Origin of the sequence: Streptomyces sp. NPDC020780 (assembly GCF_044334475.1) — a bacterium.
Lineage (GTDB): Bacteria > Actinomycetota > Actinomycetes > Streptomycetales > Streptomycetaceae > Streptomyces.
This window is the reverse complement of sequence record NZ_JBIRTB010000013.1, coordinates 66,057-88,351: the sequence shown is the minus strand read 5'-3', so window position 1 is coordinate 88,351 and position 22,295 is coordinate 66,057. Positions and strand designations below refer to the sequence as shown.

The 22,295-nt window shown below is 71.6% G+C and carries 17 protein-coding genes and 2 pseudogenes; 10 read left to right on the top strand and 9 right to left on the bottom strand.

Annotation, left to right across the window (positions count from 1 at the left end):
• The first annotated feature begins 215 nt into the window (after positions 1 to 215).
• Positions 216 to 2,003, top strand: coding sequence for a PP2C family protein-serine/threonine phosphatase (locus ACH4VO_RS24260; protein WP_360991221.1), 1,788 nt, complete (start codon positions 216 to 218; stop codon positions 2,001 to 2,003).
• 152 nt (positions 2,004 to 2,155) lie between these two features.
• A complete protein-coding gene (locus tag ACH4VO_RS24255) occupies positions 2,156 to 2,596 on the top strand; it encodes a response regulator (RefSeq protein WP_360991469.1) in 441 nt (146 codons plus the stop codon).
• Here the strand turns inward: ACH4VO_RS24255 and ACH4VO_RS24250 are convergent.
• From ACH4VO_RS24250 to ACH4VO_RS24240, 3 genes and pseudogenes are all read right to left on the bottom strand, one after another.
• The gene (locus tag ACH4VO_RS24250; RefSeq protein WP_360991218.1) at positions 2,578 to 4,869 is read right to left on the bottom strand and encodes an ATP-binding protein; all 2,292 of its coding nucleotides are present in this window, start codon (positions 4,867 to 4,869) and stop codon (positions 2,578 to 2,580) included. The two genes, ACH4VO_RS24255 and ACH4VO_RS24250, sit on opposite strands and share 19 nt — an antisense overlap.
• A gap of 233 nt (positions 4,870 to 5,102) precedes the next feature.
• Positions 5,103 to 5,446, bottom strand: a pseudogene (locus ACH4VO_RS24245) (hypothetical protein); the annotation flags it as partial.
• A 275-nt stretch (positions 5,447 to 5,721) separates the two neighbouring features.
• A complete protein-coding gene (locus ACH4VO_RS24240) occupies positions 5,722 to 7,428 on the bottom strand; it encodes a bifunctional 3'-5' exonuclease/DNA polymerase (protein ID WP_360991215.1) in 1,707 nt (568 codons plus the stop codon).
• A 93-nt stretch (positions 7,429 to 7,521) separates the two neighbouring features.
• Between ACH4VO_RS24240 and ACH4VO_RS24235 the strand changes: the two genes are divergently transcribed.
• The 3 genes from ACH4VO_RS24235 (at position 7,522) to ACH4VO_RS24225 (ending at position 11,673) form a co-directional block, all read left to right on the top strand.
• Positions 7,522 to 8,703 carry a DUF2786 domain-containing protein gene (locus ACH4VO_RS24235; RefSeq protein ID WP_360991213.1) on the top strand — a complete coding sequence of 394 codons (1,182 nt, stop codon included), beginning with the start codon at positions 7,522 to 7,524 and terminating at the stop codon, positions 8,701 to 8,703.
• Positions 8,704 to 8,980: 277 nt separating this feature from the next.
• On the top strand, positions 8,981 to 11,092 hold the full coding sequence (locus ACH4VO_RS24230) for an FUSC family protein (protein WP_360991211.1): 2,112 nt from the start codon (positions 8,981 to 8,983) through the stop codon (positions 11,090 to 11,092).
• Between the two features lie 338 nt (positions 11,093 to 11,430).
• Positions 11,431 to 11,673 carry a DUF397 domain-containing protein gene (locus ACH4VO_RS24225; protein WP_360991208.1) on the top strand — a complete coding sequence of 81 codons (243 nt, stop codon included), beginning with the start codon at positions 11,431 to 11,433 and terminating at the stop codon, positions 11,671 to 11,673.
• A gap of 156 nt (positions 11,674 to 11,829) precedes the next feature.
• On the opposite strand, the gene ACH4VO_RS24220 is transcribed toward ACH4VO_RS24225, so the two are convergent.
• Positions 11,830 to 12,363 (bottom strand): ATP-binding protein, encoded by a 534-nt coding sequence (locus tag ACH4VO_RS24220; protein ID WP_360991205.1) that lies wholly within the window; start codon positions 12,361 to 12,363, stop codon positions 11,830 to 11,832.
• Positions 12,364 to 12,704: 341 nt separating this feature from the next.
• Here ACH4VO_RS24220 and ACH4VO_RS24215 point away from each other — a divergent pair, with 341 nt between their 5' ends.
• The 4 genes from ACH4VO_RS24215 to ACH4VO_RS24200 all read left to right on the top strand — a co-directional run bounded on the left by ACH4VO_RS24215 (position 12,705) and on the right by ACH4VO_RS24200 (position 15,991).
• Entirely contained in the window at positions 12,705 to 13,586 is an 882-nt protein-coding gene (locus ACH4VO_RS24215; RefSeq protein ID WP_360991203.1) for a helix-turn-helix transcriptional regulator, read from the top strand.
• 63 nt (positions 13,587 to 13,649) lie between these two features.
• Positions 13,650 to 15,107 (top strand): aldehyde dehydrogenase family protein, encoded by a 1,458-nt coding sequence (locus ACH4VO_RS24210; RefSeq protein WP_360991200.1) that lies wholly within the window; start codon positions 13,650 to 13,652, stop codon positions 15,105 to 15,107.
• Between the two features lie 31 nt (positions 15,108 to 15,138).
• Positions 15,139 to 15,333 carry a DUF664 domain-containing protein gene (locus tag ACH4VO_RS24205; RefSeq protein WP_360991197.1) on the top strand — a complete coding sequence of 65 codons (195 nt, stop codon included), beginning with the start codon at positions 15,139 to 15,141 and terminating at the stop codon, positions 15,331 to 15,333.
• A 16-nt stretch (positions 15,334 to 15,349) separates the two neighbouring features.
• Entirely contained in the window at positions 15,350 to 15,991 is a 642-nt protein-coding gene (locus tag ACH4VO_RS24200; protein ID WP_360991195.1) for a PadR family transcriptional regulator, read from the top strand.
• A 27-nt stretch (positions 15,992 to 16,018) separates the two neighbouring features.
• Here the strand turns inward: ACH4VO_RS24200 and ACH4VO_RS24195 are convergent, their stop codons facing one another.
• The 3 genes and pseudogenes from ACH4VO_RS24195 to ACH4VO_RS24185 all read right to left on the bottom strand — a co-directional run bounded on the left by ACH4VO_RS24195 (position 16,019) and on the right by ACH4VO_RS24185 (position 18,232).
• A complete protein-coding gene (locus tag ACH4VO_RS24195) occupies positions 16,019 to 17,440 on the bottom strand; it encodes a glutamate decarboxylase (RefSeq protein ID WP_360991192.1) in 1,422 nt (473 codons plus the stop codon).
• Positions 17,441 to 17,453: 13 nt separating this feature from the next.
• Positions 17,454 to 17,750: pseudogene (locus ACH4VO_RS24190) on the bottom strand (NAD(P)H dehydrogenase); the annotation flags it as partial.
• A gap of 116 nt (positions 17,751 to 17,866) precedes the next feature.
• Positions 17,867 to 18,232, bottom strand: a complete 366-nt coding sequence (locus ACH4VO_RS24185; protein ID WP_360991189.1) for a YbjQ family protein — start codon at positions 18,230 to 18,232, stop codon at positions 17,867 to 17,869.
• Between the two features lie 146 nt (positions 18,233 to 18,378).
• Here ACH4VO_RS24185 and ACH4VO_RS24180 point away from each other — a divergent pair, with 146 nt between their 5' ends.
• The gene (locus tag ACH4VO_RS24180) at positions 18,379 to 19,605 is read left to right on the top strand and encodes a VTT domain-containing protein (protein WP_360991186.1); all 1,227 of its coding nucleotides are present in this window, start codon (positions 18,379 to 18,381) and stop codon (positions 19,603 to 19,605) included.
• A 244-nt stretch (positions 19,606 to 19,849) separates the two neighbouring features.
• Here ACH4VO_RS24180 and ACH4VO_RS24175 read toward each other — a convergent pair whose 3' ends face one another.
• Positions 19,850 to 21,568, bottom strand: a complete 1,719-nt coding sequence (locus ACH4VO_RS24175; protein WP_360991184.1) for a threonine/serine exporter family protein — start codon at positions 21,566 to 21,568, stop codon at positions 19,850 to 19,852.
• A gap of 199 nt (positions 21,569 to 21,767) precedes the next feature.
• Positions 21,768 to 22,262: an inorganic diphosphatase gene (locus ACH4VO_RS24170; protein ID WP_030750974.1), complete on the bottom strand. Its 495-nt coding sequence runs from the start codon at positions 22,260 to 22,262 to the stop codon at positions 21,768 to 21,770.
• Positions 22,263 to 22,295: the final 33 nt, after the last annotated feature.

Here is a 22,295-nt window from a genome sequence, read left to right as displayed (position 1 = left end):
CTACGCTCCGCGTCGACAGCCGCCCCGGCACCGTGCGCGGGAAGCCGGCCAGGCGTCCCGCGCACGGTCCGAGAAGCGCGATGCCGGGGAGTCCCGCTCTTCACGGCGTGGGCAATCCGGCACCGACCGCGCCAGCGGGCGCTCGGGCGGGCGTGGCCCGGCGTGTCGCGTGATGGCCGGGACCGACAGTTGTCGTACGGAACGGCGGATCAGCGGTGGAACAGCACGAGGGCGGAACTGCAGGGCAGGCGGACGACGATGGGTGGTCCAGCCGGCTGCACGAGGTCTGGCGTGACGCCGACACGGCGCAGGACGTCACCGGGCCGGCCGATTCCCTCTCCGGCGGGCTGCTCGCAATGCCCGGTGTGCTGGCCGTCGTGAGCACCCGCTGGAGCGGTGGGCTGCTGCACTCCCTGCGCAGCGTCACCCTTGCGGATCCGAGACCGAAGTCCCTCACCTGCGAACGGGACTTCGGCGCGTCCGCCGCCGGGGCGCCTGGCGGCGATCCTGCCGTCACGGTTCGCGAGGTGTCGGAACTGGACGGCGGCATGCCGCACGTGGGGATCATGGCGGCAGCCGGGGCACGGAGTGTGGCCGAGTGTGCCGTGCCGCTGGGGCAGGGCAGCTGGGCGTCGTTCTCGGTCGGGGTCGCGGACCGGGAGGCGGCCGACGTGACGCTTCGTACCCGGTTGAAGCAGGTGGCCGAGGTCACCATGGTGTGCGAACGGCGCCTCCTGGCCCGGCGCAAGGACGAGTTGCGCCAGGTGAGCGACGCCTTTCTGGCGGAGGCGTCGTTGCAGATGGATGCGAGCCTCGATGTGGAGCGTACGGTGCGGCGAGTCGCCCGGACAGCCGTACCCGCTGTCGCCGACGGATGCGTCGTCCATCTTGATCTTTCAGGCAGGCTGACTCCCGTCGCCTCGTCGCACATGGACGCGGCCGAGCAGCAGTGGCTCCGTATGGTCGCGGCCGAGGACCACTGGCTCATGGACGTGCTGCGGCGGGCCGCCGACCGCGGGGAGGGACTGGTGCTCCACGGCGAGGAACTGGCCGGCGGACCCTTCGACCCGTCCTCGTCCGGGACGGGGCATGCCGTGCGGGCGCTCAGCGTGAATCCGCTCACGGCGCGAGGACGTGCCCTGGGCACGCTGACGTTCCTCTATCGCCGGCCTGATCTCGCCGAGACGGCGTCACGGTTCCTCGCCGACCTTGCGGACCGGGCCGCCCTGGCCATCGACACCAGCGTCCTGTACGAGCAGCGGCGCCGGCACGTGGTCTCGCTCCAGCGGCATCTGCTGCCCAGAGCACTCCCGCGGATCGCGGGCCTCACGCTGAGTGCGGCATACGAGGTGGGCGATATCGCGCTCGATGTGGGCGGTGACTTCTACGACGCCGTCCCTGGGGCGGAGGGCGGTGTGACGCTGCTCATCGGTGACGTCTGCGGTCGCGGGGCGGAGGCCGCCGCCCTCACCGGTCTGGCCCGCCATACCCTGCGCACCCTGATCGAGGACGGCAGTACGCCGGAGCACGCGCTCGGGCGGCTGAACCGGGCCCTGATGAGAGAGGGGACGTCCCGCTTCGTGACGGCGCTCGTGTCGGTGCTGGTGCCGGAGGGGAGGGGATTCCAGGTGCGTTATTGGAGTGCCGGGCACGTGGCTCCACTGCTGCGCCGCGGGAGTGGCGAGGTCGAGGAGCTTGCGGAACACGGGGATCTGCTGGGGGTCCTGGAGGACATCGAGTACGGATCGGGAGCGGCGTACCTGGCGCCGGGCGACGCGCTCGTGCTGTTCACCGACGGGGTGACCGAGGCGAGAGCGTCCGACGGGACGTTCTTCGAATCCTGCCTGGCGGACGCGGTGACGCAGCAGGGGGCCGGCGCGTCCCGGGGGTTCGCCGAGCGGCTGGCGGCAGCCGTCGTCGCGTTCCGGGCGATGGATGCGGACGACATCGCCGTGCTCGTCGCACGGGCGGAGACGACTGCACCGGTGGGGGCAGCCACATGAGCGGGGACGACCGCGGCGACGACCGGAGCAGCGGTAGGGCCGTGGACGGCCGCACCGACGGCAGCCCCACGGGCGGCTCGGGCAGCCGGACGGGCGGAGGCGATCGCACCGGCCGAGGCGGGCGCACGAGCGGGCCGGTGATCGATCCGCGGATCGATCAGGACTTCGTCTGGGTGGTCGAGGACTCGCCGGAGGACGCGGAGGCGATCCGGCGGGCACTCGGCGGCACTCATCCGGAGCTGACCCTGCTGTTCACCGACAGGGGGGCCGGAGTCGCCGAGCGGCTGCTGGAGGCCACCCGGCGGCCGGGGCTCGTCCTCCTGGACCTGAACCTGCCCGGTCTCAGTGGAGCCGCGGTGCTCCGCTCCATCCGGGCCCTGCCCGAGCTGAACGGCGTGACCGTGGTTGCCTTCACGTCCTCCACCGCACCGGCGGAGGTCGACGCGACCTACGAGGCGGGCGCAGACAGTTACATCTACAAACCGGTCAACTTCGAGCTCTTCCGGACGGTGCTGAAGGGGGCCGTCGACTACTGGCAGAGCAGGGCCAAGGACGCGGGTGAGGACCCTCCCGCTCAGTCGCCGCCCTCCTGACCCAGGGTGAAGTAGACGCTGGTCCCACGGCCCGGCTCACTTTCGAGCCACACCTCTCCGCCGTGCCGTTCGATGATCCGCCTGACGATCGCGAGGCCCACGCCGGAGCCTCCACCGCGTTCGTCGTGGCCGTGCAGCCTGCGGAACAGCTCGAACACCTCACGCTGGAAGTCGGCCGGTACGCCGATGCCGTTGTCGCGGACCACGACGGCCTGCCGGGGATCTCCACCGGCCGGCGGGTGGACCGTCTCGGCCAGGATCTCGACCGTACGGTCCTCTCGGTCGGCGGCGTACTTGGCGGCGTTCACCAAGAGGTTGACCAGGACCTCGTCGAGCCGGTCCTCATCGGCGTAGACCTCGGGCAGGTCGCCTCGGACGATCCTGACGTGGGCCTCGGCCAGGCGTTCCCCCGCCACGTCCAGTGCCGAGTCCAGCACCCGGTCCAGTGGGACGCGGGCGCGGTGCAGCCCGCCCCGGCCGAGCCGGGCGAAGTGCAGCAGCGAGTCGAGCAGGCCGTCCATCCGGCCGGCCAGTCTGCGCATGGTGAGAAGCCGGCGGACGGTCGTCTCGTCGAGGTCCCCTGCGGCGTCCTCGAGGACGAAGGCCGCGGCGTTGGAGATACCCCGCAGTGGCTCCTTGAGGTCGTGGGCCGCCACATGGGCGAACGAGTCGAGGTCGGAGTTGATGACGCGCAACTGTTCGTTCAGGGAAGCGAGTCGTGCCTCGTGCCGGAGGACGAGGCCGGTCAGCGTGCGCCAGAGCTCCAGCGCCGTGGCGCGGTCGGCCGGTGTCCAGGGGAGGCTCCTTCCGCGTGTCACCGCGCGGAAGGCGGCACCCGACCCGCGGGGGGTCAGCCGTTCGCCGCGCGGGCCGACCCGGACGGGCCGGGAGGGATCGGTGGCCCAGCGGCGGGCGGTGGGACGCTCCCTGCGGAACCAGGCGAGGAAGTCACCGGAGCGGCTCAGCGTCACCATCAGGGCTCCCGCCGGTCCGCCTTCCGCCGTTCCGTCGCCGCCGGTTCGGTACGGTTCCTCGGACAGGCGGTCCGTGTCCCAGACCGCGCCCGGGGTCAGGTCCGCCGCACGGGCCTGGAGGTACTCCAGCAGGGCGGGCGGACCACCCATCCCGCTGGTGGTGCTGCGGCCGTTGCGGAGGAGCACCGCACCGTCGGCGTCGAGCAGGGCCCTGAGGGCGTCGTCGCTCGCCAGGAGCGAGCGCTCCAGGTCGGAGGTGAGCCGGGAGAGCATCTGGTCGCGGCGCTCCCGGGAGGCGCGGAGGGCCTCGGCGCGCTCCCGTTCCTCGATGACCGCCAGCTGCAGGGAGAAGGCGACGCCGAAGAATTCGCACGCCGCACGCAGTTCGGGGGGAAACGTGACGGCGGCGTCACCATGGCAGGCGATCAGCCCCCAGAGTTCGCCCTCGCGGAGGACACTCACCGACATCGAGGACCGCACCCCGAGGTTCCGCAGGTACTCCAGATGAAAGCCGGACACGGTGCGCAGGACGGAGTGCGACAGGTCCAGCGGCAGGCCTGAGTCCGCCCGTCGGCAGGGGTGCAGGTCCACACCGGTGTCGTCCACGTCGGCGATCACCCGGATCCAGTTGTCGCGGTAGAGCCGCCTCGCCTGGGGCGGGATGTCACTGGCGGGGAACCAGAGCCCCAGCCAGGGCTCGTGACCGTCGGTGATCACCTCCGCGACCACCTCGCCCGGCCCGTCCTCCTCCTCGAAGCGGTACGCGACCACTCGGTCGAAGCCGGTCAGCGCCTGGACCTCCTGAGTGGCCGCCTGGCAGCACTCGGCCACCGTCGTCGCCGTCCGAAGCCTGGTCAGGGCACGCCGCACCGCCTGGTAGTAGCCCGCGAAGTGCGGCAACGCGACGGTTCGGGGCTCGTACTCCAGGATGACGTGGCTTCCCTGACGGTGTGCGGTCACGTCGAACGACCGGGGCACGCCCCCCACGTCGATCGAGACGGGGAGCACCATGCTCGCCGTCTCCTGCCACGCGCTGGTCTCGAGAGCCTCCGCCCAGGCTTCCGGGGCGAGTACCCGTGAGACCGGTCCCCCGACCAGCTCCTGGGCCTCGAATCCCAGCAGGCGGCCGGTGTTCAGGGCTGCGATGTCCACGGTGCCGGTGGCGGCCTCCACCGCGAGCAGGGTGCCGTGGGACTGGACCCGGTTCAGCAGGTGAATGGGTTCCTGGTCGCATGCGCTGAGGTCGAAGCCGAGGGCAGCCGCGGCCTCAGCCTCCCTGTCCGGATCCGGAAGGGACATCTCTTCTCCCACGTACCGTGTTCTCGACCCGATTCGACCCGACCCGACCCGGTCGGCCGTCCGGCCCGAACCGGCCCGAACCGATCCGACCCCGTCGGCCGTCCGGCCCGCCGAGATCCTTCCACGGCGTCCTGCGGCCGGAGGCCTCCTGCGGGCGCGTGTCGTCACCCCTGACCGTGAACGACGCACCGGCCGACGTGTGCGCGAGGTACAGCCGTGTCCCAGGGTGGACCGCCGACTGCCCGGCCCGTGTACCCGATCAGTTCACGTCGTCCCACGACGCTGTCGCTCAGGCGCGTGTGTTCGTCGTACCACTCGACGATCTGGATCCAGTCGGTCTCCTCGGCGGTGGGCGCGTCGGCGTGGAGTGCCGCGATGGCCGCCTGGGCCTGGAATTCGCCCAGCCGGTCGCGGGCGAGGGCCCCTGGAGGATCCCGACGCCCTCGGCGATCAGCGCGGTGTCCCACCGGTCGCGGTCCTGCTCGGCGAGCCGTCTCCCGGCGCTGCGGCGCGGGATTCCCGGGGGTACGACGAACGGTGCCGGAAGGGTATGCGTCTCGCGGGGCGGGCGGGCGTGTGCCGGCGGTTCGGGGCGTGCTTCGAAAGTCCCGCCTGCCCGCGACGCCCGGCACGCACACGCGACGCATGGTCGGGACCACCCCGATGGGGCCGGCATCGGTGCCTCGGACCGGCGGCGTCCGACGCGTGCGATCGTACGGCGGAGGGCCCGTCCGGACAGACCCGGCACGGCCGGGACGTCGTGGCGACGGACGTGCGGATGCCGCCCGGGTTCTCCGGTGAGGGACGCAGGCCGACGGCGCCGCGCGGAAGGCGTCCCCGCGGCTGGGGGCGTCATGTGGCCTCCGCATAGCGCTCGACGACCGCTGTGGTGAACGGGAACCGCACCGGCGTCCGCCCGAACACCACCCGCCCCGCCAGCTCCCCCGCCTCCCGGATCGCCTCCACGACCGCTTCCGCCTCCTCGGCCGGACAGTGCACGATCACCTCGTCGTGCTGGAAGAACACCAGCTCGGCCCGCATCCCCGCGGTGAACAGCGTCCGCCGCAGCGCCGCCAGGAGCAGCAGCGCCCAGTCGGCCGCGCTGCCCTGGACGACGAAGTTCCGTGTGAAGCGGCCGCGGGCCCGGGCGTCCGTCGAGGCGTAGCCAGGTGTGAACCCGTACGTCCCGGAGCCCTCGCCGGACGACGGGTCCTCGCTCTCCTGCGGGATGCCCGCTTCCCCGTCGTCTCCGGTCCCGGCCGCGGGCGGGCTGGTGCGGCCGAGCCAGGTGCGGACCAGCCGGCCCTCCTCGCCCGCCTTCGCCGCGTCGTCGACGTAGGCGACGGCCTGTGGGAAGCGCCGCCGCAGCGCCGCGAGGTTCTTCAGGCCGTCGCCGGACGTCTGCCCGTAGACGGCGCCCAGCAGCGCCAGCTTGGCGTGGTCGCGGTCGCCGTGGAACGCCCGGTCCGACAGGGCGGTGTAGAGGTCGCCCTCATGGCCCGCCACCTCCATCAGCCCCCGGTCGCGTGAGATCGCCGCCAGCACGCGCGGCTCCATCTGGTCGGCGTCCGCCACGACGAGGCGCCAGCCCGCGTCGGCGACGACCGCCTGCCGTATCACCTTGGGGATCTGCAGGGCGCCGCCGCCGTTGGTCGTCCAGCGGCCGCTGACGGTGCCCCCCGGCAGGTACTCGGGGCGGAAGCGGCCCTCACGCACCCAGTCCTGGAGCCAGCTCCAGCCGTGCGCGGTCCATATGCGGTACAGCTTCTTGTAGCGGATCAGCGGCTCGACCGCGGGGTGGTCGATTCCCTCCAGCTCCCACCGCCGGGTCGATTTCACCCTGATCCCGGCCTGTGCGAAGGCCTTCACCACATCGGCGGGCAGATCGGGGCGCACCCGTCTGCCGAACGCCGCCGACACCTCCTCCGCCGCCTCGGCCAGCCTGCGCGGCTCGCCCCCGCCCGCGTACCGCTCGCCCAGCAGACCGTCCAGCACCTCACGGTGCACGTCGGCCCGCCACGGCAGGCCCGACCTGTTCATTTCGGCGGCGACCAGCATTCCGGCCGACTCGGCCGCCGTGAGCAGGCGCATCCTGTCCGGGTGGGTGGTCGCGTCATGGCGGCGCAGCTGCTCCGCGTAGACGTCGAGCAGCGCGTCGAAAGGCAGGTCCGTGCCGGACGGCGGCTCGAAGAGGGAGGACTGGGCGCCGGGCTCCGCCGAGCGGGGCGGCGGGTCGGCCGGTACCGGCGCGTTGCGCAGCCGCGCCCAGGCGGCCGCGGCGGAACGGGGTTCCCCGAGGCGGCCCTCGTGGCCGAGCAGCAGGAGTTCGGCGCACTCGATGTCGTAGCACCGCTCGACGCGCACGCCCGCGGCGAGGAGGCGGGGGTAGACCTCCGCCGTCGACCGCCAGACCCAGCGGGTCACGTCGGGGCGGGAGCGGACGGACTCGACGAGATCGGGCTCGGTCAGGACCGGGCCGCCGGGCAGACCGTCCTGCCCCAGCGGCACGAGGAGTGCGGCGCCCGTCTCGGCGGGGGCCAGAGCCCAGCGTCCGGTCATGGTCCGAGTCTGGCATCCGGCACCGACAACGCCCCTGACCCAGGGCGCCTCGGGCGGGCGCGGTACGGGCTGCCCGCCGCCTACCCTGACCTGATGGAACCGGTGATCGACCAGGCATGCGCGGCGGCCCTCTACACGGAGGACGACGCGGGTCTCGACACGGGCGCCTCCCTGCTCGCCGCCGACCCCGCGGCCGACGAGGAGCTGCACCGCCGGGGTGAGGAGTTCGTCCGCCGCGCCTGGGCGCGCGGCTGGCAGCCGGCCGACGTCGTACGGATCGTCCGGCGCGAGCTGGACGAGACCGGGGCCGCGCTCGCCGCCGCGCTGATCACCGCGGAGACCGCCCGGTACGGGCAGCTGCCGCCCCGCTGGGCCGGCCAGCTCGCCGAGCTGCCTTCCCCGGCGCCCCGCAACCGGCCCGACCGCTTCACGTACGCCTCCGCGCTGCTGCGGCTGTACCGCCTGCTGCTGCGGCTGCCCGCCCTCGAGCCGGTCGGCCCGCCGCCCGGCACGGCGGCCGACGACCGGCACCGGCCGCCCGCCCACGGCGAGCCCCGCATGCTCACCCGGATCCGCGCCCTGCTCGCCAAGGCGGAGGCGACGGGCTTCCCGGAGGAGGCGGAGGCGCTCACCACCAAGGCACAGGAGCTGATGGCCCGGCACAGCATCGACGAGGCCCTGCTCGCCGCCCGTACCCACAGTGCCGAGACCCCGGGCGCCTGCCGGATCGGGATCGACGCCCCGTACGAGAGCGCCAAGGCGATCCTGCTCGACTCGGTCGCCTCGGCCAACCGGTGCCGGGCCGTGTGGAACAGCGACCTCGGCTTCACCACGGTGGTCGGTTTCGAACCGGACCTGGAGGCCGTGGAGCTGCTGTTCACCTCCCTGCTGGTGCAGGGCACCGCCGCGATGACGAAGGCGGAGGCCGGTCAGCGGGCCGGTGGCCGCAGGAGGACGAAGACGTTCCGGCAGTCCTTCCTGCTGGCGTACGCCCAGCGTCTCGGCAGCCGGCTCGCCGCGGACACCGCACGCGTCACCGCGGAGGCCGGCTCCGGTGCCGGTGCGGGGGGTGAGGACGGGCGCGGAGCCGCCGGCGGTCTGCTGCCGGTGCTGGCGGCCCGGGACGTCGCCGTCACCGACACCGCGGAGCGGATGTTCCCGCGGACCACCACCGCCCGGGTACGCGGGGCCACGGACGCCCAGGGCTGGGCCCACGGGACGGACGCGGCGGACCGGGCCCGGATGGGCGGTGGGGGTCCGCGGATCGGCCGGTAGGGCGTGGTCCTGGCGGCGCGGCTACGGGGACGGGTGCTGGCGGACGACGGCCCGGGCGGCGGTGCCGTGCCGTGATCGGCGGGGTGGTGTCGGGCGGTGCGGGCCCGGAGGACTACGGCGGTGGTGGCGGTTCGGTGGCCCGCTTCGCGGGACGGTGACCGACGGCGTGACGGAGGCCCCCGGCCGGTGGCGGCGGTCCGGCCTTCGCCTCGCGGGCAGGGCCCCGCGCCGCGTGCCCATCCCCCGCCGAGGGCGGCCCGGCCCGTACGCTCGGCCCATGGGCTGGGTCCGGGCGCTGAAGGAGACCGCCCGCTCGGGGCTGACGGTCGAGCGGCAGCGGCTGGAACCGCTCGTCGCGCTGCGGGGCGCGGCGGGCCTCGCCCTTGTCGTCGGGGTGAGCCTGGCCTTGTTCGGCCCCGTCATCGCGGCCGGTTCGGCGTTCGGCGCGTTCCAGGCGGCCACTGCCGGCTTCCAGCGCAGCTGGCGCCCGCGGCCGGTGCTCGCGCTGGTCTCCGGTAGCAGCCTCGCCGTGTCGACGTTCGTCGGTTACGTCACCGTCTCCCACACCGTGCTGTTCCTGGCGGTGCTGGTGGTGTGGACGTTCGCCGCCGGGATGTGCTGGGCCGCGGGCCCGACGGGCGGCATCATCGCCGCCTCCAACGTGGCGATCATGCTCGTCACGATCACCCTCCCCACCTCCGTCGCCGACGCCGCGGTGCACGGCGCCGTGATGGCGCTCGGCGGGCTGGTCCAGGCGGCGCTGATCGTCCTCTTCCCGGTACGCAGGTGGGGCGCCCAGCGCGACGCGCTCGCCGACGCCCTGGCCGCCGAGGCCGACTACGCCCGCCGTCTGCGCCACGACCCGACCGTGCACTTCGATCCCGTTCCGCTGATGACGGCCCGCAGCGCGGCTGCCGTCACCCCCCGCCAGGCCCGCCGGCGTCCCGCCGAACTGCACGGGGCCCGTGGCGTCGCCGAACGCCTGCGGCCGGTGCTGGCCTCGCTGGCCGACCCGGCCCTGGGCGTGCCCGCCGAAGGGCTGGAGCGTGCCTGGGTGCGCGAGATGCTGGCCGCCGCCGGCTCCGTGCTGGACGCGGCGGCCACCGCGGTGCGGCACGGTGAGCCGGTGCGCATCGCCGCGACCGACCTCGGTGTCCTGCGGACCCCCGACAACGAGGTGATCCTCGTCGGACCCGCCCGGCGTGCGGCCGACCGGCTCAACGTGCTGCTCGCCGACGTCATCGAGATCGCCGAGGGCGCGGGCACCCGTGCCCCGGCGGACCACACCGCGCAGACCCGCCGCCGCCCCGGTCTGCTGCGGATGGTCCCCGTGGTGCTGGCGGAGATGCGGCGGGAGCTGCACCGCAGGTCACCGATCTTCCGGCATGCAGTCCGGGTCTCGGCGGTCGCCGCCGTGGGATATCTCCTGGGCGCCGCGCTGCCGTTCGGGCACGGCTACTGGGCGCCGATGGCGGCCGTCATGGTGATGCGCCCGGATTTCTCCCAGACCTACTCCCGGTCCGTGGCCCGGTTCGGCGGCACCGTCGTCGGGGTCGCCCTCGCCACCGGCGTCGTCCAGGCGGTCAGCCCTGGCGTCACGGTCGCCGCGGGCCTCGCGGTCGGCTGCGCCTTCCTTCTGTACATGCTGACGAACACCGGGTACGCGGTCGGTCAGGTGTGCGTCTCCGCCTATGTCGTGTTCCTGCTCGGCATGGCGGGCGACGACTGGTCGCAGACCGTACCCGAACGGGTCGTCCTCACCCTGATCGGCGGGCTGCTCGCGATGGTGGCGTACGCCCTGTACCCGGCCTGGGAGACCCCGCGGCTGCGGAACCGGCTCGCCGACTGGCTGACCACGGACGGCCGTTACGCGGCCACGGTCCTGGACCACTACGCCGATCCGGCCGCCGCCGACCTGGAGGACGTGCGCTCCGCCCTGCTCACCACCCGCGAGAGCCGGGTGGCCTGGCAGGAGGCCCTGGAGACGGCCCGGCACGAGCCGGTACGGCACCGCGGCATCTCCAGAGCGGCGGCCGACGACGGCGAGCAGGCGCTCGCCCAGCTCGGCCGCGTCGCGATGCTCATGGAGGCCCACCTGCCCGCCCGCTCCGCCGACCCCGTGCCCGGGGCGGCAGGGCTGGCGGACGCCCTGCGCAAGGCCACCGAGCAGGGTGCGAAGGCGGTGCGGGAGCGCCGTGTGCCGGACTGGGAGCCGGTCCGCCGGGTGATCGCCGACTGGGATGCGCCGGAAGACGGCCCGGACGCGGTGCCCGTTCCCGATCCCTTCGTACGGAGAGGTGCGGGCATGCTCCTCCGGGCGCTGGAGGACTTCTCCCGCGGACTGGAGGGCACGGCGGGCCCGGGCCGGCGGGAGAGCGGCTCGTCCTGAGGGACCGTCACGGCCGGCCCGGTCTGCGGGGTGCCGGGTAAAGCCGTCGGTGTTACCGTCGGTACAGCCGAGGTGGCGCCTTCGGCCGGTGCCCTGATCCATGGCGGAAAGGCCGACGGCACTCCCGGCGTGACGGAATAACACCCTTGTACGGGAGCCGAATAGGCGTCACGCTCGTCTCTCTTCCATGGGGGCCGGGAAGGGGCGGGCAGATCACGGAAAAGCTGTAACCATTCGGGCACCCCGCGTGCACGTGCATCTGCTTCTGCATCTGCATATGAACACAGCTATGATCCGAGCTAGTTGACACTTGCACCTTGCAACTCGGGGAGCGTCCTGTGCACCACGTGTACAACGGCATGGCGGCCACAGAGCTTCGCGGAGTCGTCTGGCAGAAGAGCAGACACAGCAACTCCCAAGGCTCCTGCGTGGAGTTCGCGAAACTGCCCGGCGGAAATGTGGCGATGAGGAACTCGCGCCACCCCGACGGACCCGCCCTCGTCTATACGCCGGCGGAGATAGAGGCGCTGCTGCTGGGCGTCAAGGACGGGGAGTTCGACCACCTGGCCATCGACGGCTGACCGCACTCGCGCGCGGCGCGCGCACCGCAGGCCCGCACCGCGCAGGCGGTACCGGCTGCCCGTACGGCGGCGCGGTGCCCAGGCCGCCCCCGCCGGGCCGCCGACCGGACGGTCGGCCTCCCGGAGCCGGTTCCACCCTCGAGGGTGACGATCACGTCAGGGCACGAGCTCTCCGGCCGGACCGCCCGCGCTCACGCCCTCGGCCGCGTCCGTCAGCCGGAACAGCGCCCACACCACCTTCCCGCGCGGCGTGGCGCAAGCGTCCCCGGCCGGTGCGGGCGACGGGTGCCAGCCCCAGGAGTCGCTGAATGCCTCCACGAGGAACAGCCCCCGGCCGGACTCGGCGGAATCCGCGGCATGGCCGGCCACCGGGCCGTCCTCGCTGGGGTCACGCACGGCGCATACGAGCCGTGAGGTCCAGCGCATCAGATGCAGGCGCACCGAGCGGTCCTGGCGCTCCCGCGCGGGGTCGGCCGGCCGGGCGTGCCGCAGCGCGTTGGTGACCAGTTCGGACACCACCAGGGCGACGTCGTCGAAGCGGTCGCACAGATCCCACGAGGTCAGTGTGGCGCGGGTGAACTTCCTGGCACCGCCCACCGCTTCGTACCGGGACGGCAGCGCGCAGGTGGCCGAGGCGGCGACCGCGGAGGGGTCGATGGGTGGGAGCCCTCGCCTTAACGGCTCGAGCATCGTCGATCCATTCGTCCCCATACGAGGCACTCCCGGGAATCGCGGCTGTGGCGGCACTGCTGGTAGCGGCACCGCGAGGGGGTACAGCGGCACAACACGATCGAGCACGCAGGTGCGCGAGGGCCATGGTTCCGAATGCGCAGAGCAGATGCAAGGGCAGATGCACGTGCAGGCGCCGGACGTGCCCGGTAGCGTGGGGTTCTGACTCATATATTCCGGTGATCGTATGGGAAGCTTTCCGGAACTCTTGCCATTTCCGTAATCGAATGAGTACGCGCTGAAGCGTTTTGGTGGCAGAATCCGGCACCGGGGTTCGGGGGGACCCCGGTGCACGGGAAGCGATGGGGAGGGTGGGACCAGTGCCGGCAGGCGAGTCGAGTGGATCTGTGGTGCGGCGCATCCTGCTGGGCTCACAGCTCAGGCGGCTGCGCGAGTCGCGCGGCATCACGCGTGAGGCGGCCGGCTACTCCATCCGTGCCTCCGAATCGAAGATCAGCCGCATGGAGTTGGGACGCGTGAGTTTCAAGGCCAGGGACGTCGAGGACCTGCTCACGCTGTACGGAGTCACGGACGAGACGGAGCGGGAGTCTCTCCTCGGTCTGGCCCGTGAGGCCAACGTGGCGGGCTGGTGGCACAGTTACGGCGACGTGCTGCCCGGCTGGTTCCAGACGTACATCGGTCTGGAGGGAGCGGCCTCGCTCATCCGGACCTACGAAGTCCAGTTCATCCACGGCCTGTTGCAGACCGAGGCGTACGCCCATGCCGTCGTGGAGCGCGGAATGCGTGGAGCCCCGGCGGCCGAGATCGACCGCCGCGTCGCGCTGCGGCTGGAGCGCCAGAAGGTGCTGGTCTCCGAACGGGCCCCCCGCTTCCACGCGGTGCTCGACGAGGCCGCCCTGCGCCGCCCTTACGGGAATCGTGCGGTGATGCGCGCGCAGTTGCGGCATCTCATCGACATGTCGGAGCACCCCAACATCGTCCTCCAGGTGATGCCCTTCAGTTTCGGCGGCCATGCGGGAGAGAGCGGGGCATTCACGATGCTGCGTTTTCCGGAATCCGATCTGTCGGACATTGTCTATCTGGAGCAGCTGACAAGTGCGCTCTATGTGGACAAGGCGGAGGAAGTCGCCCAGTACGAACAGGCCATGACCCGGCTCCACGAAGACAGCCCCGGCCCCGAAGAGAGCCGGGATCTTCTCCGTGGACTTCTTCAACTGAGCTGATTCGCCAGTACGATGACGTACCTACAGGAGTCCGTGCCTGCAGTGAGGGATTGAAGGGATTGCATGTCCTTCTTCAATGAACTGGCCCACCAGTACATCGACGGCGAGTGGCTGAACGGTAGCGGCTCGTGGGACATCATCGATTTCAATCCCTACAATGGGGAAAAGCTCTGCTCCGTGACCGTGGCCACGGCCGCGGAGGCCGACCTCGCCTACCGCGCCGCCGAACGCGCGCAGCGCGAGTGGGCCGTGGTCGCCCCCCACCGGCGCCGGCGCGTCCTCGAGAACGCCGAGCGTCTCGTAGGGGAACGTGCGGAGGAGATCGTCGAGATGATCATCGACGAACTCGGCGGTACCCGTTTCCGGGCCGAGTACGAGGTGCGGGCCGCCCGGGAATTCCTCCGTGTCGCGGCCGGGCTGGCACTCCGTCCGGAAGGTCTTCTGCTGCCCTCTGCCGTGGACGGAAAGGAGAACCGGCTCTACCGGTTGCCCGTCGGTGTCGTGGGCGTCATCAGCGCCTTCAACTTCCCTTTCCTGGTCACCATGAAGACCGTGGCCCCCGCTCTGGCGCTCGGCAACGCGGTGGTGGTGAAACCCCACCAGAACGCCCCGGTCGTCGGCGGCGGGCTGGCCGCCAGGATATTCGAGGACGCCGGGCTGCCTGCCGGACTGCTGAACGTCCTGATCACCGACAGCGCCGAGATCGGTGACACGTTCATCGCCCACCCGGTACCCAAGGTCATCTCCTTCACCGGTTCGGACCGGGTCGGCCGGCACATCGCCGCGACCGCCGCCGGCCTGTTCAAGAAGACCGTCCTCGAACTGAGCGGCAACAGCGCGCTGGTCGTGCTGGAGGACGCCGACATCGACTACGCGGTCCGGGCGGCCGTCTTCAGCCGTTTCCTGTGCCAGGGGCAGGTCGGCATGGCCGCCAACCGCATCCTGGTGGACCGTTCCGTGGAGGAGGAGTTCACCGGGCGGTTCACCGCAGAGGTGGCCGCCCTCAAAGCCGGCGACCCGCGCGACCCGGACACCAGGATCGGCCCGGTCATCAGCGAGTTCCAGGCCGACGTGCTCACGGCGCTGGTCGACGAGGCTCTGGCGTCGGGCGCCACCGCACTCGTGCGGGGACGTACCCGCGGCAGTCTCGTCGAGCCGACGGTGCTGACCGGACTGCCCGACGGCTCGCCGCTGCTGACGCAGGAGATATTCGGCCCGGTGGCGCTGCTGATGCCGTTCGACGGCGAGGACGACGCCGTACGCATCGTCAACGACAGCCCCTACGGCCTGAGCGGGGCCGTGCACACGGCGAACACCGAACGGGGTGTGCGGTTCGCCCGGCGCATCACGAGCGGGATGTTCCACGTCAACGACGCCACCGTCCAGGACGACCCGCTGGCCGCGTTCGGCGGCGAGAAGATGTCCGGCATGGGCCGGTTGAACGGCGAGGCCGCCGTGGAGGCCTTCACCACCCGGCAATGGATCTCGGTCCAGCACGGGCGGACGGAATTCCCCTTCTGAAAGCCGGCGTCGAGGTCAGGACGTCCGGAGCATGGACGACACCTCCCCCTGCCCGAAGCGCCCTGGTTCCCGGAGGAGAACCGCTCGATGCCGGCTGCCCGTCCACCTCGTCGAGGAGACCGCCCGGCACGCGGGGCATGCCGACGTCGTCCGCGAGTCGCTGGACGGGAGGACGGACTTCGAGCTGGTCGCCGAGGACGCGGGATACCCTGAGCGCACTTGTTGACAAGGGTGGGGGTGGCATGTCCGCGATCCGGCTCCTCGTCCTCGGCGCCGTACGTCAGCACGGCCGTGCGCACGGCTACCAGGTCCGTAACGACCTGGAGTACTGGGGCGCCCACGAGTGGTCCAACGCCAAGCCGGGTTCGATCTACCACGCGCTCAAGCAGATGGCCCGGCAGGGGCTGCTGGTGGCGCACGAGACCGCCCCTTCCACGGCCGGGGGCCCGCCCCGCACGGAGTACGAGATCACCCGGAAGGGCCACGAGGAGTTCCTTGCCCTGCTGCGCACGGCCCTGACCTCCTACGACCAGGGCATGGACGTGCTCTCGGCAGGCATCGGGTTCATCGTCGACCTGGAGCGCGCCGAGTCGGTGTCCCTGCTCCGGGAGAGGGTCGCCGCCATCGAGGGCTGGCGGGCCTCGGTCACGGAGCACTACACGCCCACCGGCGGCCCGGAGGCGCTCGGGCACATCGGCGAGATCATGCGCCTGTGGGTCCACACGGCGGACGCGGGAGCCGAGTGGACCCGGGGCCTGATCGCCCGGATCGAGGCGGGGGCGTACACGTTCGCGGGGGAGGGTGAGCCGTTCGTAGGGGTTCTCCCGGAGGGCCGGGAGAACCCCTACGCGACGGGTGTCCCCGATCCGGGGGACGACGGCTGACCCGCGTCCCCCGTCGTCGGCCGGAGGTCAGTGGTGGAAGGCCGTCTGCGCCGACCGGTTGCTCGTCATGGGGTGGGGTTGCGAGCGCAGTTCGGGCAGGAGCCTGCCCAGATCCTCCAGCAGGAGTTCCGCGAGGTCCGAGGAGAACCCGTTGCGGCACACCACCCGCAGGACCGAGAGGTCCTGGCGGTTGGCGGGGAAGGTGTAGGCGGGCACCAGCCAGCCGTGTTCTCGCAGCCGCCTCGACACGTCGAAGACGTCGTAGGCCCGGACGCCGGGGTCGGTCGTCAGGGTGAACACCGGAAGTTCGTCGCCCCGGCTCAGCAGCCGGAAGTCGCCCAGGGCCTCGATCCTGCGGGCGAGTCCGACCGCGATGTCCCGGGAGGCCTGCTGGACGGCCCGGTAGCCGTTCCGTCCGAGTCGCAGGAACGTGTAGTACTGCGCCACCACCTGTGCGCCGGGCCGGGAGAAGTTCAGCGCGAAGGTCGGCATGTCGCCGCCCAGGTAGTTGACCCGGAAGACCAGCTCCTCGGGGAGTTCGGCCGGTGAGCGCCACAGGGCCCACCCCACGCCCGGGTAGACGAGGCCGTACTTGTGGCCCGACGTGTTGATCGAGGAGACCCGGGGGAGCCGGAAGTCCCAGGCCAGTTCCTCGTCGAGGAAGGGGGCGATCATCGCCCCGGACGCCCCGTCCACATGGACGGGGATGTCGAGCCCGGTGCGCTCCTGGAGCTCGTCGAGAACGGCGCAGAGGTCGGCGATGGGCTCGTAGGAGCCGTCGAAGGTCGAGCCGAGGACGCCGACGACACCGATGGTGTTCTCGTCGCAGAGGTCGGCGGCCGCCTGCGGGTCCAGATGGAAGCGATCACCCTCCATCGGCACCTGGCGGGGCTCCACCTCCCAGTACGTGCAGAACTTGTCCCAGCACACCTGGACGTTGATGCCCATGACGAGGTTCGGCCGGGCGGTCGCCGGGTAGCGGTCGGCGTTCCTGGCCGACCAGCGCCGCTTGAGCGCCAGGCCCGCCAGCATGCAGGCCTCGCTGGATCCTGTGGTCGAGCAGCCGACCGCGGACGCCGGGTCGGGGGCGTTCCAGAGGTCGGCGAGCATCGCCACACAGCGCCGTTCCAGCTCGGCGGTACGCGGGTACTCGTCCTTGTCGATCATGTTCTTGTCACGGCACTCGGCCATCAGCACACCGGCCTGCGGCTCCATCCAGGTGGTGACGAACGTCGCCAGGTTGAGCCGGGCGTTGCCGTCGAGCATCAGCTCGTCGTGGACGAGCCGATAGGCGGTAGAGGGCGGCAGGGGGCCGTCGGGAAGGCGGTGGGTGGGCGGAGCCGCGGACATCGGCGCGGTCGGGTCCGCCTCCCCGAAGAAGGGGTTGAGGGCGAGTTTCCGGTGTTCCTCGGACCGTGCGCGACCGTGCGATCCCTGGTGGAGCGGCATCGGAGGGTTCCCTTCAGTTTCCGGCCGTGAGGCCTGCCGTGAGGGCCCGGGTGATTGTCACGACCCGCTCGGCCTGGACGCGGGCGGCGGTCAGGGTCACCTCGCCGACCGGGACGTCGCCCTGACCCGAGACGTGGGAGGTGCCGTAGGGGTTGCCGTCGGTGAACGTCGACGGGTCGGTGTAACCGGGGGTGACCAGGATGCCGCCGAAGTGGTGGACCGTGTTGGAGAGGGCGAGCGGCGTGGACTCCTGGCCGCCGTGCACCGTGCTGCTGGAGGTGAAGCCGCTGTACACCTTGTCGGTGAGCTGTGGGCGATCGGGGAGATGGTGCCGGTGGACGAGTAGTGGACGACGGCGACGTTCACGGACGTGGGCATGGGAGCCTCCGGGCGAGGTGGGGGACGGCGGGCCGAGGCGCGGGAGGGTCAGGACCTGCTGACGACGGCCGCCGTCCCGTAGGCGCAGATCTCCGTGCCCACGTCGGCCGCCTCGCTGACGTCGAAGCGCGTCATCAGCACCGCGTTGGCGCCGCGCGCCCTGGCCTGCTCGACGAGCCGCTGCACGGCCTGGTTGCGGGTCTCGACCAGGGTCTTGGTCAGGCCCTTCAGCTCACCGCCGACCATGGACTTCAGGCCGGCGCCGATCTGGCTGCCGATATGCCGCGACCGTACGGTCAGCCCGAAGACCTCGCCGATGACCTGGGTCACCTGGTAACCGGGGATGTCGTTCGTCGTGACGACCAGCACGTCCGCCTGCGGTTGCTGGCCGCCGCCGTAATCCTCAATGCCCATGACGTGGCACCTCCTGGGGTCAGCCTCACCCCGCTTCAGGCCGTGCGCATCATTGGCTACGCCACTGGAACCCAGAGCCGTTCCTGGGCGTTGATAGCTTGGGGCGGCCACGCAGCCGCCATCGATCGATCCTGGAGCCCGGACCCTTGAATACGCTTGCGCTCGGACCGAGCTGGCTGGACCCGGATTACCTGCTCAACACCTTCGGGCTTCCCGGCCTGCTGCTCATCGTCTTCGCCGAGTCCGGACTGCTGATCGGCTTCTTCCTGCCCGGTGACTCCCTGCTGTTCACCACGGGCCTCCTGGTGACGACGGGAGACCTGAAATACCCGCTCTGGCTGGTCTGCACCCTGGTCGCGCTGGCCGCGATCATCGGTGACCAGGTCGGCTACCTCTTCGGGCGCAAGGTGGGCCCGGCCCTCTTCAGGCGCCCTGATTCCCGGCTCTTCAAACAGGAGAACGTCGAGAAGGCCCACGATTTCTTCGAGAAGTACGGCCCGAAGTCGCTGGTGCTGGCCCGCTTCGTGCCCATCGTCCGGACGTTCACACCGATCATCGCCGGTGTGAGCCGGATGAACTACCGCTCGTTCATCACGTTCAACATCATCGGTGGTGTGCTCTGGGGCGTCGGCGTGACGCTGCTCGGAGCGGCGCTCGGCAAGATCGCCTTCGTGAACGAGCACATCGAGCTGATCCTCATCCTGATCGTCCTGATCTCGGTGGTGCCGATCCTGATCGAGTTCCTGCGGGCCCGCGGAAGGTCGAAGAAGGCGGCGGCCGCCGGGGAGCAGCGGGAGACGGACGCCGGCCCCGCCGTTCACGGCCGGGACGGTGACCCGTACGACGGCGGGCAGGGCGCGGCGTACGACGCCGGTCCGTACCAGGCCGGCCCGGAGGCAGGACCGTACGGCGCCGGTCAGGCCGCTCCGTACGGCGAGGGCCCGCAGTACGGCAACGCTCAGCCCCCGTACGGCAGCGGTGGGCAGGGGCCGTACGGGAACGGTGGGCAGTACCAGCAGGACCCGTACGGCAACGGCGGGCCGAACGCGTACGGAAACACCCAGGGCCAGGCGCAGGGCCAGTACGGCCAGGGTCAGGGGCAGTACGGCAACGGCCAGGACCCGTACGGCAACACCCCGGCGGCCCCGTACGGAAACGGCCAGGGGCACGGGCAGTACGGCAGCGGCCAGGGCCAGTACGGCGGTGACCAGGGCCGGTACGGCCAGGAGCAGTACGGAAACGGCCACGGCGGCCAGGGGCAGTACGGAAACGGCCACGGCGGCCAGGGGCAGTACGGAAACGGCCAGGCCGCTCCGTACGGCGACGACCAGGAGGGCGACGCCGGCTCGTACGGCTGGCAGGACAGGCGCTGACCGAGGGCGTGTATCGAAAGTCCCGCCTGCCCGGCGGCGCCCGGCACGCACACTCGCCGCGTTGTCGGGATCGCCCCGATACATCCAGTATCGGGGCGACCCTCCGCCTTGCGATCGCACGCACCGGACACCGCCGAGCCTGCCCTTCGGGCAGACGGCGCTACTTTCGACACACGCCCTAGTCGCGCAGCCGCTCGACGGCGCCCCGTCCCCTCGCTCGCGGGGGTGGGGCGCCGTTCGCGTGTCAGAAGCCGCGCGTCCTCTTGGCCGCCCGGCGGGACGGGCCGCCCTCGACACCGCCCGGCACTCGCATGAACAGCCGCGAGATCTCGCTCCCCAGGTTCACCCCGATGGCGATGGCCAGTGCCGTCGCCACGGCGGTGCTGAGCGAGGCGAGCCCGGTGGTCACCTCGTTCTGTGCCACACCCAGCAGACCGAAGTACGTCGCCGAACCGGGCAGCAGCGGACCGATCGCCGCCGTGATGTAGGGCAGCGACGAGGTGTAGCGGTAACGCGAGAACAGCTGGCCGAACAAGCCCACCAGGCCGGCCGCCACCGCCGTAGCGGCCACCGGGGAGATGTTCCCCGTCCGGGCCATCGCACCGAAGACGACCCAGGCCACGCCCCCGTTGAGCGTCACCGCCAGCACCGTGGAGCGCTCCTGCTGGAGCAGGACCGCGAAGGCGAGCGTCAGCGTCATCGACACCAGGATCTGCAGCACCGGCCGGTCGTTGGCCACGAACCGTGCCTCCGGGTTCAGCTGGGCGCCGAGTTGTACCCCCAGGTACAGCATCAGCAGCACCCCGCCGACGATGCCGATGAAGAAGTACATGACTTCCAGGAGCCGGGCCCCCGCGGTGATGTAGTAGCCGGTCAGTCCGTCCTGCACACCGGCGACCAGGGCCCGCCCGGGGAGCAGGGCGAACAGCCCACCGGTGATGACCGCGGACGGCCGGACATCGGTCGAATGGGTGAGCGTCAGCGCGATGCCTATGGCCGCGGGCGGCATCGCCGCGGCCATGAACTGGTAGAACTCGGGAAGTCCCCGGCCCGCGCAGAGCCAGGCCAGCCGGTCCCCGAGCATGGCGCCCGCCGCCGCCACCATGAAGACCAGGACGCCGCCGCCGACCAGCACCGACGCCGAGCCGGCAAGGAGTCCGGCGGCTGCCGTCAGAGCCCAGCCGGGATACGGGTGCCGGTTGCGGCGGATCTCGGCGAGGCGGCGGTAGGCCTCCTCCAGGGAAACCTCGACGTGCTCGATGCTGGTGATGTCGTCGATGAGCCGGAACACCGCGGCCAGCCGGGTGTAGTCCGTGCCCCGGCGGCGTACGGTGCGGCTCGCGGTGACGGGGTCGTCCACCAGGGACGGCTGGTGCGAGATGGACAGCAGCGTGAAGGTGACCGTCGGTTCGCAGCGGTCGAGCCCGTAGGAGCGCGACACCGCGAACATGGCCGCCTCCACGTCCTCGGCGCCCTCCCCGCCCGCCAGCAGCAGTTCCCCGATACGCAGCGTCAGGTCGAGCACGCGCGGTACGGCCGGGCCCGAGTCGTCGGTCTTCTGCATGCTCTCGGGCGCCGGCCGCTCGAACACGGGCATGCGCAGCATGGTCCGCATCCGGTCCTGCCAGGGCGCTTCCTTGGTCAGCCGGACCATGGGAATGCCCTGTGCGGGGGTGAAGGCGGGTGGCTGGTGCTGCACGTTGTACCCGCTCGGCGGAACGAAGGCGGAGGCGAGCGGCTCGCCGCCCTGACCCCCGCCCGAGCCGGAAGCGGAACCCTGCCCCGGACCGGACGCCGCCGGCGGATCGGTGTGCAGACCGGCCGGAAGGGCGAACTCCGACGTGGGGTGGTCGTCCTCCGACTGGGCGGCGGGCTGCTCCACACCGGCCGGTGGGACGAACGCGCTGCGTGCCTCGTCGGACTGGGGCTTCTGGTCCTCCGGACCGCCCTGTTCCGCCACCACTCGACCTCGTTCCTTGCTCGACCACGCGTCCTGGGAGCGCTTCTGCCCAGTATGGGCACGGGCATGGCTCGCCACGCGCGAAGGGCGGCGCATCCGGTGAGGATGCGCCGCCCGTCCTGCGTACGGTCAGCGGGGCCCATGGGCCCGGAGTGCCGCGACCCGCGCCGTCCGCCCGGAAGCGGAAGGGAACGGGATCACGTCAGTGTGCGCCGCCCTTGGCCTCGAGGCGCTTGTAGGAGGCCTCGATCTCGGCCTCGGCCTCGGCGCGGCCGACCCAGTCGGCGCCCTCGACGGACTTGCCCGGCTCCAGGTCCTTGTAGACCTCGAAGAAGTGCTGGATCTCGAGGCGGTCGAACTCCGACACGTGGTGGATGTCGCGCAGGTGCTCCACCCGGGGGTCGGACGCCGGGACGCACAGCAGCTTGTCGTCGCCGCCGGCCTCGTCGGTCATCCGGAACATGCCGATGGCGCGGCACTTGATGAGGCATCCGGGGAAGGTCGGCTCGTCGAGGATGACCAGCGCGTCCAGCGGGTCGCCGTCCTCGCCGAGGGTGTTCTCGACGAAGCCGTAGTCGGCCGGGTAGCTGGTCGAGGTGAAGAGTCGACGGTCCAGGCGGATCCGACCGGTCTCGTGGTCCACCTCGTACTTGTTCCGCGAACCCTTCGGGATCTCGATGGTGACGTCGAACTCCACGGGTGGCTCCTCCATGATCAACACATACGACTG

What these genes read in the sequence shown, in the direction of transcription:
- ACH4VO_RS24220 (WP_360991205.1), bottom strand. Translation starts at nt 12,363, where the DNA reads ATGCTCGAGCCGTTAAGGCGAGGGCTCCCACCCATCGACCCCTCCGCG.
- ACH4VO_RS24200 (WP_360991195.1), top strand. Translation starts at nt 15,350, where the DNA reads ATGTCCGCGATCCGGCTCCTCGTCCTCGGCGCCGTACGTCAGCACGGC.
- ACH4VO_RS24240 (WP_360991215.1), bottom strand. Translation starts at nt 7,428, where the DNA reads ATGACCGGACGCTGGGCTCTGGCCCCCGCCGAGACGGGCGCCGCACTC.
- ACH4VO_RS24210 (WP_360991200.1), top strand. Translation starts at nt 13,650, where the DNA reads ATGTCCTTCTTCAATGAACTGGCCCACCAGTACATCGACGGCGAGTGG.
- ACH4VO_RS24230 (WP_360991211.1), top strand. Translation starts at nt 8,981, where the DNA reads ATGGGCTGGGTCCGGGCGCTGAAGGAGACCGCCCGCTCGGGGCTGACG.
- ACH4VO_RS24195 (WP_360991192.1), bottom strand. Translation starts at nt 17,440, where the DNA reads ATGCCGCTCCACCAGGGATCGCACGGTCGCGCACGGTCCGAGGAACAC.
- ACH4VO_RS24215 (WP_360991203.1), top strand. Translation starts at nt 12,705, where the DNA reads ATGGGGAGGGTGGGACCAGTGCCGGCAGGCGAGTCGAGTGGATCTGTG.
- ACH4VO_RS24185 (WP_360991189.1), bottom strand. Translation starts at nt 18,232, where the DNA reads ATGGGCATTGAGGATTACGGCGGCGGCCAGCAACCGCAGGCGGACGTG.
- ACH4VO_RS24235 (WP_360991213.1), top strand. Translation starts at nt 7,522, where the DNA reads ATGGAACCGGTGATCGACCAGGCATGCGCGGCGGCCCTCTACACGGAG.
- ACH4VO_RS24250 (WP_360991218.1), bottom strand. Translation starts at nt 4,869, where the DNA reads ATGTCCCTTCCGGATCCGGACAGGGAGGCTGAGGCCGCGGCTGCCCTC.
- ACH4VO_RS24205 (WP_360991197.1), top strand. Translation starts at nt 15,139, where the DNA reads ATGGACGACACCTCCCCCTGCCCGAAGCGCCCTGGTTCCCGGAGGAGA.